The following is a 15,730-nucleotide window of genomic DNA, read 5'->3' as shown; positions in this document are numbered from 1 at the left end:
ACAATCACCCTTTCTATATTAAAACTTGCTATATAATAAAATAGAAAAAGAATATATTTAAAATCAAGTCTAAATTAATATAAGTTATAAAAAAATAAAATAAATTGGAATGAATTAAATACAAACAGGGCATTATATTAATAGAACTCCTCATTGTATCCATAAAATCATCTTTTTTATAGAGACTAATACATCATACTTTGAAAAATTAAGATGAAAACATTTATATAGTGACAACGAAGGTCTACACAAAACGCATAACAATATAAATGCATAAAGAGGAGATCAGATAAAAAACCTCACCAAAAGGTGAGGTTTTAGTTATATAATTTAATTTGTTTTTACAGGTTTTTAACATGTTTGAGTAGATATTCAAAAACATTACCACGATAGTTATTATATTGATTCATCCAATAATCGACACTTGAGCGGGTATTGATATTAAGGTATTCGAGAAAATTATCTATTCCATATTTTTTAATATATTCATCAGGATCTAACCCTTCTGGTAATATAAGTATATCAAGGTTCCCGACCTTCTCTAGCGTTCTTTCTACTGCTCTAATTCCTGCATCATCACCATCATATATAATAATTACCTGTTCTGCAATTTCTTGAAGAATTTTATAATGAATGGAAGTAAGTGCAGTTCCTAGAGTTCCAATGGCATAATCAATACCTGCTTGATGCATAGCAATTACATCCATATACCCCTCACTAACAATAATTTTTTTTAATTTTCCATTAGTATTAATCTTTTTAAAGTTAATCATATTAAGAGCATAGAGATTATTTGATTTTTTAAATAGAGGAGTATTTCTTGTATTAATATATTTTTTAGGACTACTACCTAAAGTTCTTCCTCCAAAACTAATAATATCGCTGCCATCTAAATTATATATAGGAAACATGATTCTATCTTTAAACATATCATAATATCTACCTGTCTTTTCATCTTGCCCAATAACACCTGCTGTCAATAAATCTTCTTCTGAGAAATCTTTTGATAAATATCTTAACAATTTGTTAAATTTAGGAGCATAGCCCAATTCAAATTTATCTATGATTTCTGAAGTTAAACCTCTATTTAATAAGTAATTTATAGCCTCTTGATTTTCCTTTAGTTGTTCTTTGAAAAACAGCATGGTTTCATAATTAATAAGTCTATAAATTTCATTTTCATATTCTTTATTTCGTCTTGCCTTAATCACTTCTAAAGGATTTCGCTTCAGTTTTCCTTTAAATATTCTTTCGGTCATTATCCATTCATCTGTATTTGACATGTCAGCACAAAGACTTACTAAATCTTGATTGAAACCACACACAGGGCAAGAAAACTTATTATCCTTAAAATACATATAGTGGCTATTGTCCTTGATGCAATTTGTCCTAAGAAGTGTATGTTTTAAACCTCTAACTTCTTCAAATTTAAACATATTACATATATTCTTATTTATCTCGCCTTTGAATATGTCAATCACTAAAATCCCTCCATTGCCATTAACATAACACATTTTAATAAAACCCTAATTATGTACTTAAACATATATTAAATAATCATAAATCGTAGAATCAATAAAATTTATTAGATTTGGTTTGAGAGTCGTAAAATTGTTGAAATTTTTCTAACTATTAATAAGTAGGCATTAATTATGGGATACAGTATTGAAAATATACAGTACTTACGGTACTGTTTTCGCATTTTAATAAAAAAGTCAAAAAAATAAAATTTACTATTGACTTTTAATATATCTGTATGTATAATATTAAAACATTTTGCTTGATGGCAAAAAAATATGGATGGATACCCAAGTTAGGTTAAAGGGGGCTGACTGTAAATCAGTTGCTTTGGCTTCGGAGGTTCAAATCCTTCTCCGTCCACCAGTCTGCCTTCCTATGATACCTTACGAGGCCATAGGTAAAAACCTTAGTGAGAAGAATAGGTTGAAGGCTTTAATACTTCTCACAACAAAATTTATTAATTATTCTAGGAGGTTGATTCACATGAGAAGATTACAAGTATTAGTTAAATTGCAAAGAAATACAAGTATTCTAAAACCTTTTTTACATGAAGATAAAGGTTTAGTTTGCGATTCTAATTTTGCTCCTTGGATAATTATATTTAACTTTAAAAACCTTATAATTAATAGTTTACTTATGCAAAGAAATAAATATATATATAGCCTATGTTGATGTCTAATTGTATTTTTATATATTGATCAATATAGTTGTATATAAACTATTCTGTATAAGAATAGTTTTTTATTTGCCTAAAATATGCATAGATATCCAAATGGTTTAAGGAATCATACTGCAAATACGAGAATTGTGAGTTCAAATCTCACTCTATGCTCCAATACGGGTATTTAGTTCAGTTGGTTAGAGCAATCGCCTCATAAGCGATAAGTCACTGGTTCAAGTCCAGTAATACCCACCATTTTTGGAAGTATAACTCAAGTGGTAGAGTAACCGACTTTTAATCGGTAGGCTACAGGTTCGAGTCCTGTTACTTCCACCAATATAGAGGTGTAACTCAGTTGAGGAGAGTATATCCCTTACAAGGATAAAGTTGCAGGCTCAAGTCCTGTCACCTCTACCAATTATATATGTCTCCGTAGCCTAATAGGATAGGCTCTTGATTACGAATTAAGTATATGCAGGTTCAAGTCCTGTCGAAGATTCCAAAACAATATGCAGGTATGGTCTAATGGTATGATCTCTGACTTCCAATCAGAGGACATGGGTTCGATTCCCATTATCTGCTCCAAATATATCCCTGTAGCCTAAAGGAGAGGCAGCAGATTTCCAATCTGCTTCATGTAGGTTAAATCCTATCAGGGATGCCATGGGGTAATAGTTTAGATGGGAGAACACTTGGTTTGCAACCAAGAGGTCGAGGGGTCAATTCCCTCTTACTCCACCATTATGTATAAAAGGATGTGGCAGCATGGATTATAAAAGAATTGAAAACATGATTTCATTAGCGATACTTATTGTCATCATTATAAGCCTATTTATCCTTGCTTAATAAATATGGGAAGATAACTCATTTGGTAGAGTGCCTGTGTGAAATACAGGAGGTGACTGGTTCAAGTCCAGTTCTTCCCACCATTATATATGGCAGATTGGTGAAGTGGCAAACACACAAGACTTTCAATCTTGGATCAGGGGTTCAATCCCCCTATCTGTCACCATTATTAATTAAATTATAAAAAGATATTGATTTTAGAAAAGACATGAGTATAATCTTAAAATCTTTAGTATCAGAGTGTGGCCAAGTTTGGTAAGGCACATGGTTTGGGACCATGAAATCGTAGGTTCAAATCCTACCACTCTGACCATTTTAAAAATATTTTTAATAAAATCAAAAATATTTTTAAACATGTGTTATGTTAAAAAAGAAGTTGTGGACATGTAGTTCAGTGGTTAGAATACACCTGTGATGGGTGAGGCCATTGGTTCAAATCCAATCATGTCCAAAATGTGGGAATGTGGCGGAATCAGCATACACATACGGCTTAAGCCCGTATGTGCGGACATGTAGTTCAGTGGTTAGAATACATCTGTGATGGGTGAGGTCATTGGTTCAAATCCAATCATGTCCAAAATGTGGGAGTGTGGTGGAATCGGCATACACATACGGTTTAAGCCCGTATGCCCTCTGGGATTGAGAGTTCAAATCTCTCCACTCCTACCAAATATATAGGGGTATGGTGGAATGGCAGACACGCTAGGCTTAGAATCTAGTGGCAATAGTCGTAGGAGTTCGAGTCTCCTTGCCCCTACCAATATGGTAAGGATAGTTCAGTTGGATAGAACGCTAGATTGTGGATCTAGTTGTCGAGGGTTCAAGTCCCTCTCCTTACCCCAAATATCAAAAATGTAATATCAGAGTGTGGCCAAGTTTGGTAAGGCACATGGTTTGGGACCATGAAATCGCAGGTTCAAGTCCTGCCACTCTGACCATTTTAGAAATATTTAAAATATGTGTTATGTTTAATTTGATAGAGATTAAAATATTAAAACCCAAAGGAGATGATAATGATGATGAAGATAAGTGTTGGAAATAAGGGATCTGTACCCACAATAGAGTATGTTGTACTTATTACAATGATTGCACTTGTTATCGCTTTACCTTTCATGATGATATTTAATTCTAAAGAGGATGCAATGTTAGATAGAAAAGATAAAGTTAAACAATTTGAGTTACTACCTTTAGAAAGAGATGGTTCTCATTTAGGATATGGCTTTTATAATGGAGATCCAGTATATGTAGTAAAGGTTACAAAGGATAATTCAACAAAAACAACTTACATAAAAGAAAAAAACATAGTATCTCTGAAAGAAGGAAAAGAGAATAAAATAGAGGCTATACGAACTAGCAGGTTTTCTGAAAAATACTTAATTGAAGTTTGCAATAAAGAATTAATATCAAATTATGGCGTAATAAAAGAAAGATCCAGAACAGCATCTCCTGTGATGATCATCCCATCTATGTAATCATAGAAACGATAAATATTGCAAAAACACACTAATTGAAAAATTTTCCTTATTAGGGATAGTAGACTACCTACTCTAATTAAAAAACTATAATAGGTTAGAAACTTGTCCCTTGTGGTAGTCCAAAACAAGTTCCTATTATATGTCGCTAAGATCATAGGTTGGGAGGCGACAAAACATATTTTTAAAATTAGTTTAAAAATATTTAAGACATATGTTATGTTAAAACAAATATAGACATGTAGTTCAGCGGTTAGAATATACGTCTGATAAACGTATGGTCATTGGTTCAAATCCAATCATGTCTACCATTTAAATATGACCTGTTAGTTCAGTGGTAGAATATCTGACTGTCTATCAGAAGGTCATGGGTTCGAGTCCCATACAGGTCGCCATTTAGATCTTAGCAATACTATCAAGATTTTTTATATAAGTTTAAAGTTATATACTAATATATTATTCTTGGGTAGTTCAGAGGTGGAACGCCTGACTGTTAATCAGGATGTCGTGGGTTCGATCCCCACCCCAAGAGCCATTATGTTTTAAATCTAATGATAGGGAATAGCCAAATTGGTACGGCACTAGACTTTGACTCTAGTAATCGTAGGTTCGAATCCTACTTCCCTAACCATTAATAGAATTATAGAATAAAGAGTTTACTAATTTGCCGAAGTAGCACAATTGGCAGTGCATCCGATTTGTAATCGGAAGGTTGTGGGTTCAAATCCCACTTTCGGCTCCAATTTATTTAATTATTAATTGTTAGGCGAAAGGCAAAAATTGGTGTAATATAGAAAAACTAAGAAAAGAGCATATCTATATTGGTTTTATATTCACACCACATAATATGGAAGGATGTCCGAGAGGTTTATGGTGTCGGTCTTGAAAACCGATAGGGGTAGCGTTCCTATCCCTCGTGGGTTCAAATCCCACTCCTTCTGCCATTACATATCTCTATCAAGAAGGTGGAATATTGAGGAAAGATATTCTTCTTCAATAACGAGTGGAGATTGTTTGATTTAACTATTGTCTGAGTAGATAATGTATATAACTAACTGCTAATAGGCTAAGTTCTGACATGAGAATTAAGGGAGGTTATGTAGATTATTGTAGCAGGGTGATGCAGAGGTGGCAGTTTAGGTTCATAACCTAAAAGTCGTGGGTTCGAGTCCCATCCCTGCTCCCATTACGTAATTCAATACAAACCTGTTTTCTAAAGTATTTTTTATACTTTCTCGATGTATAAGTGAGAGAGATAAAGTGCCTATTATTTAAGGGTGTAACAAGCAGCCATCATACCTAGAATTAACTATTTATATTCTATGATATAGTAGTAACACAATGGTTTTGTATTGGACTTTTATGTGGAAGGTTGTCCGAATTGGTAAGGAAGCGGACTGCTAATCCGTAGTCGGACTAATAATTCGACTTGTGGGTTCGAGTCCCACACCTTCCGCCATAATTATATTTAAAAAAGAAAATATAGATAATAACAGGATGTGATATTATGCTGATTAAATATTCAAAAGGAGGACTACTTATAAGTTCTGTCGCCTCATGATAGAGGAGGTGTAGCCATGAGTAGATCTTTTAAAAGAACGCCAGTTATGAAAACTGGTGCCCAAGGGTCGAGAAAATTTTCAAAACGAGAGTCTAACAAAAAAGTTAGAAGATATAATAATGTTATTACTAATGGGAAAGCGTATAGAAAACTCTATAATTCATGGAATATATATGATTATATTTTCTATGTTCCTTGGAGTAATCATGAAAATTATCTTTATAGATCAAAAAATGAGTGGGAAAAGTATTATTATAGAAAATAAAATTTATTAATACGATATATTAGCCAACTGTACAAAAGTTGGCATTATAGGGGTGTAGTTCAGTTGGAAGAACAGTGGTCTCCAAAACCATATGTCAGGGGTTCGATTCCCTTCACTCCTGCCAATATGTTAAGAATAAAAAAGACTTTGGATTTCTCAAGGTCTTTTTTTATAAAAAACTCCTCTAAATCTTAGAGAAGGAGATTATAAAGGAGAACACTTAAAAAATAGAAGTATCCTTTAAAATTGTATCATAAAAATAAAAGGAAGGGAATAAATCCCTTCTAATTATTAATCCTTAATTTGATAATGTATCTTCATCAGAATCAATATCATCTACTTGAATTATAGGAATTTCTAAATAATGCTTTTCTGTAGGTTCCCCAACAAACGCATAACAATAAACCATATCATCTCTATCATATCCTATTTCAATTTCTGTAATTTTCTTATCTATAATATTTTTTTCATAGTATTCTATCATAGATATACTATCGGCTAAATCAGGCAATTCCTCTCCTGACTCATCTTCTTCTTGAATAGCCCACCTAAAATGGACTTCGTAACATAAGCCATCATCTAATTTAACATCGCTCTTAATATGGTGAAAAACGTGTACTTGCAATAATTCTATTACCTTTTTACCTAACAATATTTCTTCATATTTCGATTTATCATTCACACCATGTTTTTCAATATATCTTTCAAGTCTACTATAATTTGTACATGAACCCATTCTATCATTCTCCTTTCAATATTAAATGCCACATATGAAACAGTGAAACCCTACATATAAAAGACTATCAATATTATGTAATTATCAATTTATATTTCAAGTTGATTAATTATACGTATTGCCAGTACGATAATAATTTCTCGATAGTCTGATATCAAATTAGCATCAGTTTTTGCATATTGAACCAGACAATAGAGTATCTCATTTTGTGTATCAATACCATTTTTAAGAAGTATGAAATAAGTTATGATATTAACCACAATTTCTTCAACATCTTCATTTTTATAAAATAGATTATGAATATGAATATAGTAATGTATATATTCGTGTACTATTACTTGAGAGGTTTCTAGTATTGATAAGTTTCTAGCAAATAATATCTTCATACTATTATTTTTTTCAACAATAAAAGCACCCTTTACAGGCAATTGCTTATTAAATTCTAACTTTAATCGTTTATCAGATTTAAGTATGTGATATATTTTATTAAAAACGTTTTGGCAAATTAGGGGATCTCCTTCTGGATAAAAGTATTCTTCACCATAAGTTTTTAATAAATATGTGCCTAAGTTCATTAACCGTACATCATCTAAAAGATACTTTTCAACTTCTTTATAAAATTTAATATATCTACCAAGCAATATGTCAAATTCATTTTCTAAGAAAGACCTTGATTCCACTTTATACTCCTCCTTCTAACTGTTTCATTAATTACTGCATATTTGTTTTTAATATAACACCTGTTTTAGACATAAAAGAGCCAATGAAAGTTTTAAAATATATGTTATGTTAAAAGCAAATTACTAAAGATCAAACTTTTGTTGTTTAAGGAGGATTCTAGGTGAAAAAAAAAGAGAAAGTTAGTGTAAAATTTAAATTTAATTCTGTACGTTCAAGACTCATGATTTCATTAGTGTGTATGTCTATTTTTGCAATAGGTTCAGTGGGAATAATAAATTATATTAAATCTTTTAATATTCTACAGCAAAAACTAGCAGTTACTAGTAGCCAAACTTTAGGATATATTAATACAAGTATCAGTAATTATCTTGTAGGTGTAGAGAGTCAGGCAGCAATACTTTCAGAACTTCCAATTCTGAAAGATACTTATCATTACAATGTAAGCAGAGAGGAAATTGATGTAGTATCAAGTGCCACTGTCAATGAATCAATTGATACAATATCTAGTGCTACTGTTGGTGCTAAAGATTCATTAATAGGGGTATTTAAAGAAATAGAAAAAATTAACCCTAATGTAAAAAATGTATTTTTTTCTATAATAGATAAGACAACTATAATATATCCAGAGGTAGATTTAAGTAGATTTGATCCTACAACAAGAACTTGGTACCAACTAGCCATAAAGGACAATGGCAAGGCAGTATGGATTGACCCATATAAAGACATTACTTCTGGAGATATCATAGTAACTGTATCTAAGGCTGTGATAGATAATGGTAAGATTATAGGAGTCGTTGGTTTAGATGTTGATTTAAAAGAGTTTTCTAAGAATCTATCCAGTCTAAAAATAGGTGAAGAAGGATACGTGTATGTTGCAGACTCAAATGGAATAGCATTAGTACATCCTAATGAAAAAATTGTCGGAACGGATGATCCTAAAAAATCACCTATATGGACAGATGTTTTAATGAAAGGAAAAGGTTTCGTAAATTATAATTATAAGGGAGCGAAAAGGTTAGGAATTTATGAAACCAATGAAAAAACCGGATGGAAAATTATTTCTTCAATACCAGAAGAAGAACTATTAAGAGATACAAAAATATTGCTAACAAATACTATATTTATCGGATTGACAGTAATATTAATAACTATGTTATTTTCTTTTTTTATTAGTAAAAGTATTGGAAATAATATAAGAAAATTATTAGATAGTTTCAATAAGGCATCAGAAGGAGACTTAACAGTATCGACTAACTTTAAATCTATAGATGAATTCGGAGATTTAGGTAAAAGTTTTAATAAGATGATTCATAATATTAGAGAACTAATGTTAAATGTTAGAGCATCATCTAAAATTGTTGCACAAACTTCTGATTCAATACTTCAAATAACGGCCGAAACAAATATTGCAATGAATGATATTGCTGCTACAATTCAAGAAGTTGCAACTGGGACTCATGAACAAGCAAGAGATATTGATATGAACTCAAATAATATAAGTGAGTTAGCGAGAGAAATAGAGGAGATTACTAGACATACTTTTGAAGTAGACAAATTGTCCAATAATGCTAAAATATTAGGATATGAGGGTTTAGGTCAGGTTAAAATACTTGTAGATAAAACTGAAAGAACTGGAGAATCTACTAAAAAGGTTAATGAAATAATATTGGAAATGAAAGATTCGGCAGATGAAATTAATTCAATTACTGAAACAATTAATCAGATTGCAGATCAGACAAATTTACTCGCTTTAAATGCAGCAATAGAGGCTGCAAGAGCAGGAGAGGCAGGTAGAGGCTTCTCTGTTGTGGCTGATGAAGTCAGAAAACTTGCAGAACAATCATCTAAAGCCACCCAAAATATTAGTAATCTAATTTCTAATATGAATGATAAAACGAATGAGGCTGTTAACGCTATGAAACAATCGAAAACAAGTGTTGATGAACAAGTTGTTGCAGTAGATTTAACCAAAGGTATTTTTGATAAGATTCTAAATTCAGTTCAGGAACTTGATTCTAAAGTTACAGAAATAAAAGAATCTACAATTGAAATGGATAATAAGAAAAATCAAATTGTTGACAATACCCAAAGTGTTTCAGTAGTTTCAGAAGAAATTAGTGCTAGTACCCAAGAAGTATCGGCATCGGCAGAAGAAATTGCAGCAACAACAAGCACTTTTGTAGAGTGTTCAGAAAACTTAAAGCAGTTATCAGATGAATTAATTCAACAGATGAATAGTTTTAAGTTATAAAGAGAGAGGGGTAATATTACTCCTCTTTATCATCTTCATATATCTTCTCGATTAATTTAAATGTTATTTGTTTTTTATTTAAATCTATTTCATAAACCTGTACTATTACTTTTACTCCGAATGTAAATTTGTCATTTTTATTATTTTGAGAGTAATAGGAGAAAATATCTTCATCATATAAATATTGCTTATCCATATTGAAATCTTCGACATAAATAAATCCCTCAACAGTGTTTTCAAGAGATACAAATATACCTTTGTTTGTTACTCCAGATACAATTCCTTTAAATTCTTGGCCTTTTTTATCTAACATATATTCGCACATTTTGAGTTTTTTACTATCATTTTCACATTGATTTGCCTTCATTTCCATAGAAGTAGCATGTTTGCTTATGTCAGGAAGTTCCTTGTTATACTCTAGAATTTCTTTCTGTGATAAATTTCCATGCAAATACGCTTTAATTATCCTATGAATTTGAAGATCAGGGTATCTTCTAATAGGTGAAGTAAAATGACTATAGTGTGTACTGGCAAGTCCAAAGTGGCCAATGTTTTCGTTACTATACTTAGCCTTCGTCAAACTTCTAAGGAGTATATGATTTATTTGAAAGTATTCTTTTTTATTTTTATATTCTTCTAATATAATTTGTAACCCTTTGGGAGAAGGAGTAATATTAACTTGTTCTTCTGATATAGTATTAAGGAATTTTATGAATGATTGTGCTTTCTCATCTGAAGGTTTATCATGAATTCTATAAAGAAAAGGAATTTCTTTAATAGAGAAATATCTACTAATAGCCTCATTTGTAACAATCATAAATTCTTCTATTAAGTTTGTAGCAGAATTTTTTTCATACAACTCAATAGAGATAGGTTTCTTCTTGTTGTTTAATATAACTTTAGGTTCAGGAAAATCAAAATCAATAGAACCTCTATTATATCTTTTCTGGGCTAATATATTTCTTAATTCTTCCATCATTAATATGTCATCAAGAACATGTCCATATCTTAATATTAATTCTTCATCTTTTTTTTCGATAATTTTATTTATATTAATATAAGTCATTTTCTCAATAGTATTAATTAATGATTCTACAATTTCAGTATTAACAACTTCTCCATTGTGATTTATTTCCATAAAACAAGTAAGAGCAAACCTATTTGTATTTGGATTTAGACTACATAACCCATTTGAAAGTTTTTCAGGTAACATAGGAAGCACACGATCTACCAAATATACACTAGTTCCTCTATTTAATGCTTCTTTATCAAGGGGTGCTCCTTTTTTAACATAATGTGTAACATCTGCTATATGAACGCCCAATTTGTAGTTTCCATTTTTCAATTTTTCAATAGAAACTGCATCATCAAAATCTTTAGTATCTTCACCATCAATAGTGAAAATTTTTAAATGTCTTAAATCTTTCCGGTGCAGAAGTTCTCTTTTTATTTCTTCCTTATCAATTTTATCAGGAAAATCTTCTATTTGTTTTAACACCTCATTAGGAAACTCCGTAGACAGTCCATATTGCCTAATTATTGATATAATATCCATTCCAACTTCATCTTTTTTTCCTAAAATTTCGGATATGGTGCCTTCAGGATTTTTACCATTTTTGGCTCTCTTAATAATTTTAACGATTACCTTATCATTATTCCTTGCACCATTAAAGTGTTCTTTATTAATATAAATATCTTTAAATTTATCATTGTCAGGAATAACAAAAGCATAACTTCCATTATCAATAAAATCTCCTACAATTTTATGTTTTTTTTCTTCAATAATAGATATAATTTTGCCTTCAGATTCATTGCTTTTAGAATGAGAGGTGTATATGATTTTCCCTATAACAAGGTCTCCGTCCATAGCACCGTTTAAATTCTTACTATGAATAAATAAATCTTTAGCAAATCTATTTTTATCTAGAGGAATTAAAAATCCAAAATGATTACTCTTTCCTTGATAATACCCAATGATAGCATCACTAGATAAGATATAAGTTTTATTTGGCATAAAATATACAATTTGCATTTTCTCTAGTTCTTGAAGAAACCTAAAACAGTTAGATTGATTTCTTCTAAGAATAGGGTATAGTCCTATCAATTCTTCATAAGTCTTAGGAGTATAATCACTATCATTCAATAAGGTGATAAGAAACTTTTTAAACATAAGAATCACATCCTTTCGGTAAGGTAACAGCATTATAAAAAAGAAAGAAGTTAGAATCAAATTAAAAATAAAAAGTATAATAAAAAACAGTATTAATGAATACTGTTTTTTGTATATTTCATATTATATTAATTATTTTTTAACTATTTTATAATCGAGAATTATATGTGCTAAAGGCACCTGAATAAAAGACCACCATATATTTATATTTAAGATCCATAGTATATATATAACTATTGGAATTGTAATAATAAACCCTAAATAGCATACATTACTTGACAATAAATAGTTATCTATCTTCTTTAATAGTTTTATTATAATTACTCATTCCTTTCAATATTAATTTTGCCCTTCTAAAATTTTAGGTACTCCTAATCTTACTAAATCATTTTCATAAGAAATATTTCAATTATCTAAAAGATTTCTGAATCCTTGATGCCATAGTGCTTCTTCTTTTCTTCTATCTTTTATCTCATTCAAGAGTCTTGTAAGTAAATCTTCCCATTCAGCATTTTGTCTTACAAAAACACTGCGATTTATAACTAATAAACTATTGTTTAACATCTTTAATTGCGTTTGTCATTATGTCTACTTTTGTGTTAAAAATCAATGAAACAGCCTTATACTTTAAAGGAAATAGACGAAAATGATTTTTAACCCTCCCCAATTTAAACAATTTACAGTATCTTTATTTTAAGAATTTTAAACACAGGATTTTTATTATTGGCTTTGTTTTAAAAGAATGCTGATAGTTCCTATAAAAAATGTATTAGTATTACGAAATATTAGATTATTGATTTATTCTTCAATGACATTGAATGACAAACAAGAGCCTTTACCAATTAATATTCCTCTGGTTTCTTCTGTCACACCCTCTGGTACAACCAACGTACCATACCAACCTTTTAAATTTTCTTTAACCTCTTTAAGAGTAACAATTTTATACTTATAACATGGTGACATTGGAACATATTCAATATTCATTTTTAATCCTCCTTCATACTGTTATTAGATACCTAGTACCTTGTATATACATTTTCTGTAAATCAACACTAATTTAAAGCAAAGCCTTATTGTTTAATCTAACATGCGAATGATAATAGAAATATCAGTATTTGAAAATACTTTTACTATAATGGGCTTAACATCTTCCCAACGGCATTTATCGAGTCCTGATGCAATCTTAGGCATAACTAGAAACTTTTCATTATTAACAATCATTTGATCTTTTAAATCATCTAAACATAACCTTAAATTTTTCAAATACTCGTCATAAGGAATACATTCTCTATTTCTATAATAAGTTTTCCCGGGAACTCTTGCAGCCTTCCATGATTGATCTTTAGTAATTAGATTATAAACCTTTCCAACTTTATTACTTTCGTATTTGATGGCTTTACCTATAATGGCTCTAGGTTTTAGATATACTTTCATTAATGGATCTTTTTTATCAAATATTTTTGTAATACCTGCATTCACATGACAGTCCTCTGCAATGCAATGTGCATAAACATATTTTAATTTATTAGTATTAAATAAATCTCCAATTTCTTCAGTTATAGAGAATTCCGATGATAGATTAGTATTATTGCTAAATAAAGATAATTGTTCCAGTTCTTGTACAGCAAGATATTTATAATCTTGCCAAAACACTTCAATACTTATATCTTTATTACACCATAAAGGTACTTTATATGGACTAAGTTCCCAACTTATTTGAGGATACTCAATTCCCTGTTTATATCCCCATGTTCCAATGGCAATTCTTTGAGCACCTTGAAGTGATTTATTGAGATGTTCAAGAGCCTTGTATACCGCAGGGACCTGAAGATCTACACCACCAGTAGCATCTGCATGAGGATTATATAATGAATTAGCCATATTACATAAATTATTAAGAGTAGTAGGGTGGTTTTTTAAGTATTCATAGTAAGAACGGTTATAAAATTTCTCCAAGGCCTGTTCTCTAGTATAAATCTCATTATTATATTGATAAACTACTTTCCATTTGCCTACTCCATATTTTTTATCCCACTCATTTTTGGACTTCTCTCTATTTTTAGGTCCACCTGCACGACCAATTTTTTTAACTATTCTAAACATAATTAATGCCTCCTATCAATTAATGAATTTCCATATTAAAATCTAATATATATTACATACAAACAACTTCTTTTCTCAAATTATTTTTTTAAACATAACACAGTTTTGAAAGTTTGTTTTTCATATTTTGTGTTATGTTTAGAGTACAAACTTGAAAAAAAGGATATTTAACCATTACTATATATGCACATATTATTTTAGGTATTTATCTACTATATTTTAAAGATATTATTTATATAAAAGGAGGAATTTCATTGAATCTATCGCAATTAGAACGAATAGAAAAAATAAATGAACTAATAAAAGTTATTGGAGATACTGATAGAAAATTTTTTAATTATAATGGCTGTTATTCAAGATTTGTAGTGCAAGGTAAAAAACTTTTTTATATTGATAAATATACTGAAAAAAGAATATATCCTTATCAAAGTTCAAAACACATAGGGTTTTCTGATGGTGGAACGCTGTGGGCCTTAATCAATGATTTTAGAGAATGGATTATTAAAGGTAAACGATCTAATGGAAATAATGGATATGGCGGTTTATATTGTACAAGTTGGGGCTATTCAATCGCAGGAATGGATAAAGTAATATCTAAGGCAAAGGAAATAGGATATTTGAATAATACAGATCCTACATTTCGGATGATGTGTGAAAAGATAAAAGCCAACGGTAATGAATGGTATTTAAGTCATTCTTTAAGAAAAGATTTAGATTGTTAAGTTTGATGATATATATAAAGGAGATATTAATATGAAGTATATGGTAGGTATGGAAGGTTTATTGATTAGTATTTTAAATGTCACTAAGATTGATATAAATGAACCTTTTAATTTGAATGGTTATGAACATAATCCAATTACTATCAAAAGGACAAGGGATGTTATAGGCAGTCTACAGGCTTTAAATAGCAGGAGTGAAGTAGTAGATTACGAGGAAATGTGCAAAATATACACACATGGATATACTATAGATTTAAATGATTTAAATTTATTTAAAGGTTATAAGGATAAGACTGATTACGTAGAGGAAGAAGCCGAATTTTTAGGATACGATAAATCCTTTATTCCACAGGAGAGGTGGAATGTTATTCGAGAGGGAAAGCATGAAATAAATTTTGAAATCTACATGAATGATAGTTTCTCTGTAGAGGTGTTAGGTCATAAAACTATTTTAGATAGAATTGTAATTAAAGGTCGTGGTTATACTGATGAAATATGGAACGGCAAAATATTTATGACTAATAAAGAAGAAACCATGAGAGTTCCGCTACCTAGTGATATAAAAAATAAAGTTTTAAGATATATGATTGCTTTAAAAATTAGGTATAAGCACAATAATGGGAAAAATGAAATTTATTATAAAAATATTCAACTGATCATAGGATTTTTAACAGGACAAAAAATAGAAGAAAGAACAAGATGTTGCAGAGGGCTTTAGAAAAATTATGTTGCATTATAAAG

Annotated in this window: 13 protein-coding genes and 27 tRNA genes; 33 read left to right on the top strand and 7 right to left on the bottom strand. The window is 30.2% G+C overall.

Annotated features, from left to right (window positions below; genetic code table 11):
* Positions 1-341 precede the first annotated feature (341 nt).
* A complete protein-coding gene (locus HYG84_RS18665; RefSeq protein WP_212383181.1) occupies positions 342-1,481 on the bottom strand; it encodes a DNA primase in 1,140 nt (379 codons plus the stop codon).
* Positions 1,482-1,798: 317 nt separating this feature from the next.
* Here HYG84_RS18665 and HYG84_RS18660 point away from each other — a divergent pair.
* The 30 genes from HYG84_RS18660 (at position 1,799) to HYG84_RS18515 (ending at position 6,450) form a co-directional block, all read left to right on the top strand.
* A tRNA-Tyr gene (locus HYG84_RS18660) sits at positions 1,799-1,884 on the top strand.
* Positions 1,885-2,004: 120 nt separating this feature from the next.
* Positions 2,005-2,193 (top strand): hypothetical protein, encoded by a 189-nt coding sequence (locus tag HYG84_RS18655; protein ID WP_212383178.1) that lies wholly within the window; start codon positions 2,005-2,007, stop codon positions 2,191-2,193.
* Between the two features lie 86 nt (positions 2,194-2,279).
* Positions 2,280-2,356: transfer RNA gene (locus tag HYG84_RS18650), tRNA-Cys, on the top strand.
* Positions 2,357-2,360: 4 nt separating this feature from the next.
* A tRNA-Ile gene (locus HYG84_RS18645) sits at positions 2,361-2,437 on the top strand.
* A gap of 5 nt (positions 2,438-2,442) precedes the next feature.
* Positions 2,443-2,518, top strand: a tRNA-Lys gene (locus HYG84_RS18640).
* A gap of 4 nt (positions 2,519-2,522) precedes the next feature.
* Positions 2,523-2,599, top strand: a tRNA-Val gene (locus HYG84_RS18635).
* Between the two features lie 9 nt (positions 2,600-2,608).
* Positions 2,609-2,684: transfer RNA gene (locus HYG84_RS18630), tRNA-Arg, on the top strand.
* Positions 2,685-2,693: 9 nt separating this feature from the next.
* A tRNA-Gly gene (locus HYG84_RS18625) sits at positions 2,694-2,767 on the top strand.
* Positions 2,768-2,772: 5 nt separating this feature from the next.
* A tRNA-Gly gene (locus HYG84_RS18620) sits at positions 2,773-2,846 on the top strand.
* A gap of 1 nt (position 2,847) precedes the next feature.
* A tRNA-Ala gene (locus HYG84_RS18615) sits at positions 2,848-2,923 on the top strand.
* Between the two features lie 112 nt (positions 2,924-3,035).
* Positions 3,036-3,111 (top strand) — tRNA-Phe (locus HYG84_RS18610).
* An 8-nt stretch (positions 3,112-3,119) separates the two neighbouring features.
* Positions 3,120-3,194: transfer RNA gene (locus HYG84_RS18605), tRNA-Glu, on the top strand.
* A gap of 70 nt (positions 3,195-3,264) precedes the next feature.
* A tRNA-Pro gene (locus HYG84_RS18600) sits at positions 3,265-3,341 on the top strand.
* Between the two features lie 67 nt (positions 3,342-3,408).
* Positions 3,409-3,479, top strand: a tRNA-Ser gene (locus HYG84_RS18595).
* A 55-nt stretch (positions 3,480-3,534) separates the two neighbouring features.
* A tRNA-OTHER gene (locus tag HYG84_RS18590) sits at positions 3,535-3,605 on the top strand.
* 6 nt (positions 3,606-3,611) lie between these two features.
* A tRNA-Leu gene (locus HYG84_RS18585) sits at positions 3,612-3,697 on the top strand.
* Positions 3,698-3,704: 7 nt separating this feature from the next.
* Positions 3,705-3,788 (top strand) — tRNA-Leu (locus HYG84_RS18580).
* Positions 3,789-3,793: 5 nt separating this feature from the next.
* A tRNA-His gene (locus tag HYG84_RS18575) sits at positions 3,794-3,870 on the top strand.
* Positions 3,871-3,889: 19 nt separating this feature from the next.
* A tRNA-Pro gene (locus HYG84_RS18570) sits at positions 3,890-3,966 on the top strand.
* Positions 3,967-4,044: 78 nt separating this feature from the next.
* Positions 4,045-4,500: a hypothetical protein gene (locus HYG84_RS18565; RefSeq protein ID WP_212383175.1), complete on the top strand. Its 456-nt coding sequence runs from the start codon at positions 4,045-4,047 to the stop codon at positions 4,498-4,500.
* Between the two features lie 235 nt (positions 4,501-4,735).
* A tRNA-Ile gene (locus HYG84_RS18560) sits at positions 4,736-4,811 on the top strand.
* Between the two features lie 9 nt (positions 4,812-4,820).
* Positions 4,821-4,895, top strand: a tRNA-Asp gene (locus HYG84_RS18555).
* A 65-nt stretch (positions 4,896-4,960) separates the two neighbouring features.
* A tRNA-Asn gene (locus tag HYG84_RS18550) sits at positions 4,961-5,035 on the top strand.
* A gap of 20 nt (positions 5,036-5,055) precedes the next feature.
* Positions 5,056-5,131: transfer RNA gene (locus tag HYG84_RS18545), tRNA-Gln, on the top strand.
* Positions 5,132-5,166: 35 nt separating this feature from the next.
* Positions 5,167-5,242, top strand: a tRNA-Thr gene (locus HYG84_RS18540).
* A gap of 107 nt (positions 5,243-5,349) precedes the next feature.
* Positions 5,350-5,444, top strand: a tRNA-Ser gene (locus tag HYG84_RS18535).
* A 167-nt stretch (positions 5,445-5,611) separates the two neighbouring features.
* Positions 5,612-5,686 (top strand) — tRNA-Met (locus HYG84_RS18530).
* A gap of 180 nt (positions 5,687-5,866) precedes the next feature.
* Positions 5,867-5,959 (top strand) — tRNA-Ser (locus HYG84_RS18525).
* A gap of 118 nt (positions 5,960-6,077) precedes the next feature.
* Positions 6,078-6,326, top strand: a complete 249-nt coding sequence (locus HYG84_RS18520; protein WP_212383172.1) for a hypothetical protein — start codon at positions 6,078-6,080, stop codon at positions 6,324-6,326.
* A gap of 48 nt (positions 6,327-6,374) precedes the next feature.
* Positions 6,375-6,450 (top strand) — tRNA-Trp (locus HYG84_RS18515).
* A gap of 174 nt (positions 6,451-6,624) precedes the next feature.
* Here HYG84_RS18515 and HYG84_RS18510 read toward each other — a convergent pair.
* Positions 6,625-7,062 (bottom strand): hypothetical protein, encoded by a 438-nt coding sequence (locus HYG84_RS18510; protein WP_212383169.1) that lies wholly within the window; start codon positions 7,060-7,062, stop codon positions 6,625-6,627.
* 89 nt (positions 7,063-7,151) lie between these two features.
* The gene (locus HYG84_RS18505; protein WP_212383166.1) at positions 7,152-7,742 is read right to left on the bottom strand and encodes a hypothetical protein; all 591 of its coding nucleotides are present in this window, start codon (positions 7,740-7,742) and stop codon (positions 7,152-7,154) included.
* A gap of 161 nt (positions 7,743-7,903) precedes the next feature.
* On the opposite strand from HYG84_RS18505, the gene HYG84_RS18500 reads away from it, so the two are divergent.
* Complete coding sequence (locus HYG84_RS18500) at positions 7,904-9,994, top strand: methyl-accepting chemotaxis protein (protein ID WP_212383164.1); 2,091 nt, start codon at positions 7,904-7,906, stop codon at positions 9,992-9,994.
* A gap of 16 nt (positions 9,995-10,010) precedes the next feature.
* On the opposite strand, the gene rnr is transcribed toward HYG84_RS18500, so the two are convergent.
* From rnr to HYG84_RS18480, 4 genes are all read right to left on the bottom strand, one after another.
* Complete coding sequence (gene rnr / locus HYG84_RS18495; RefSeq protein WP_212383162.1) at positions 10,011-12,164, bottom strand: ribonuclease R; 2,154 nt, start codon at positions 12,162-12,164, stop codon at positions 10,011-10,013.
* Between the two features lie 405 nt (positions 12,165-12,569).
* Complete coding sequence (locus tag HYG84_RS18490; RefSeq protein ID WP_212383160.1) at positions 12,570-12,728, bottom strand: hypothetical protein; 159 nt, start codon at positions 12,726-12,728, stop codon at positions 12,570-12,572.
* Positions 12,729-12,962: 234 nt separating this feature from the next.
* On the bottom strand, positions 12,963-13,148 hold the full coding sequence (locus tag HYG84_RS18485; RefSeq protein WP_212383158.1) for a hypothetical protein: 186 nt from the start codon (positions 13,146-13,148) through the stop codon (positions 12,963-12,965).
* Between the two features lie 93 nt (positions 13,149-13,241).
* Positions 13,242-14,267 (bottom strand): hypothetical protein, encoded by a 1,026-nt coding sequence (locus tag HYG84_RS18480; RefSeq protein ID WP_212383156.1) that lies wholly within the window; start codon positions 14,265-14,267, stop codon positions 13,242-13,244.
* 254 nt (positions 14,268-14,521) lie between these two features.
* Between HYG84_RS18480 and HYG84_RS18475 the strand changes: the two genes are divergently transcribed.
* Together HYG84_RS18475 and HYG84_RS18470 are read left to right on the top strand one after the other, a co-directional pair.
* Positions 14,522-14,989 (top strand): hypothetical protein, encoded by a 468-nt coding sequence (locus tag HYG84_RS18475; RefSeq protein WP_212383154.1) that lies wholly within the window; start codon positions 14,522-14,524, stop codon positions 14,987-14,989.
* Positions 14,990-15,020: 31 nt separating this feature from the next.
* On the top strand, positions 15,021-15,707 hold the full coding sequence (locus HYG84_RS18470; RefSeq protein WP_212383151.1) for a hypothetical protein: 687 nt from the start codon (positions 15,021-15,023) through the stop codon (positions 15,705-15,707).
* Positions 15,708-15,730 lie beyond the last annotated feature (23 nt).

Origin of the sequence: Alkaliphilus sp. B6464 (assembly GCF_018141165.1) — a bacterium.
GTDB lineage: Bacteria > Bacillota > Clostridia > Peptostreptococcales > Natronincolaceae > Alkaliphilus_B.
This window is presented reverse-complemented; position numbering and strand designations above follow the sequence as displayed.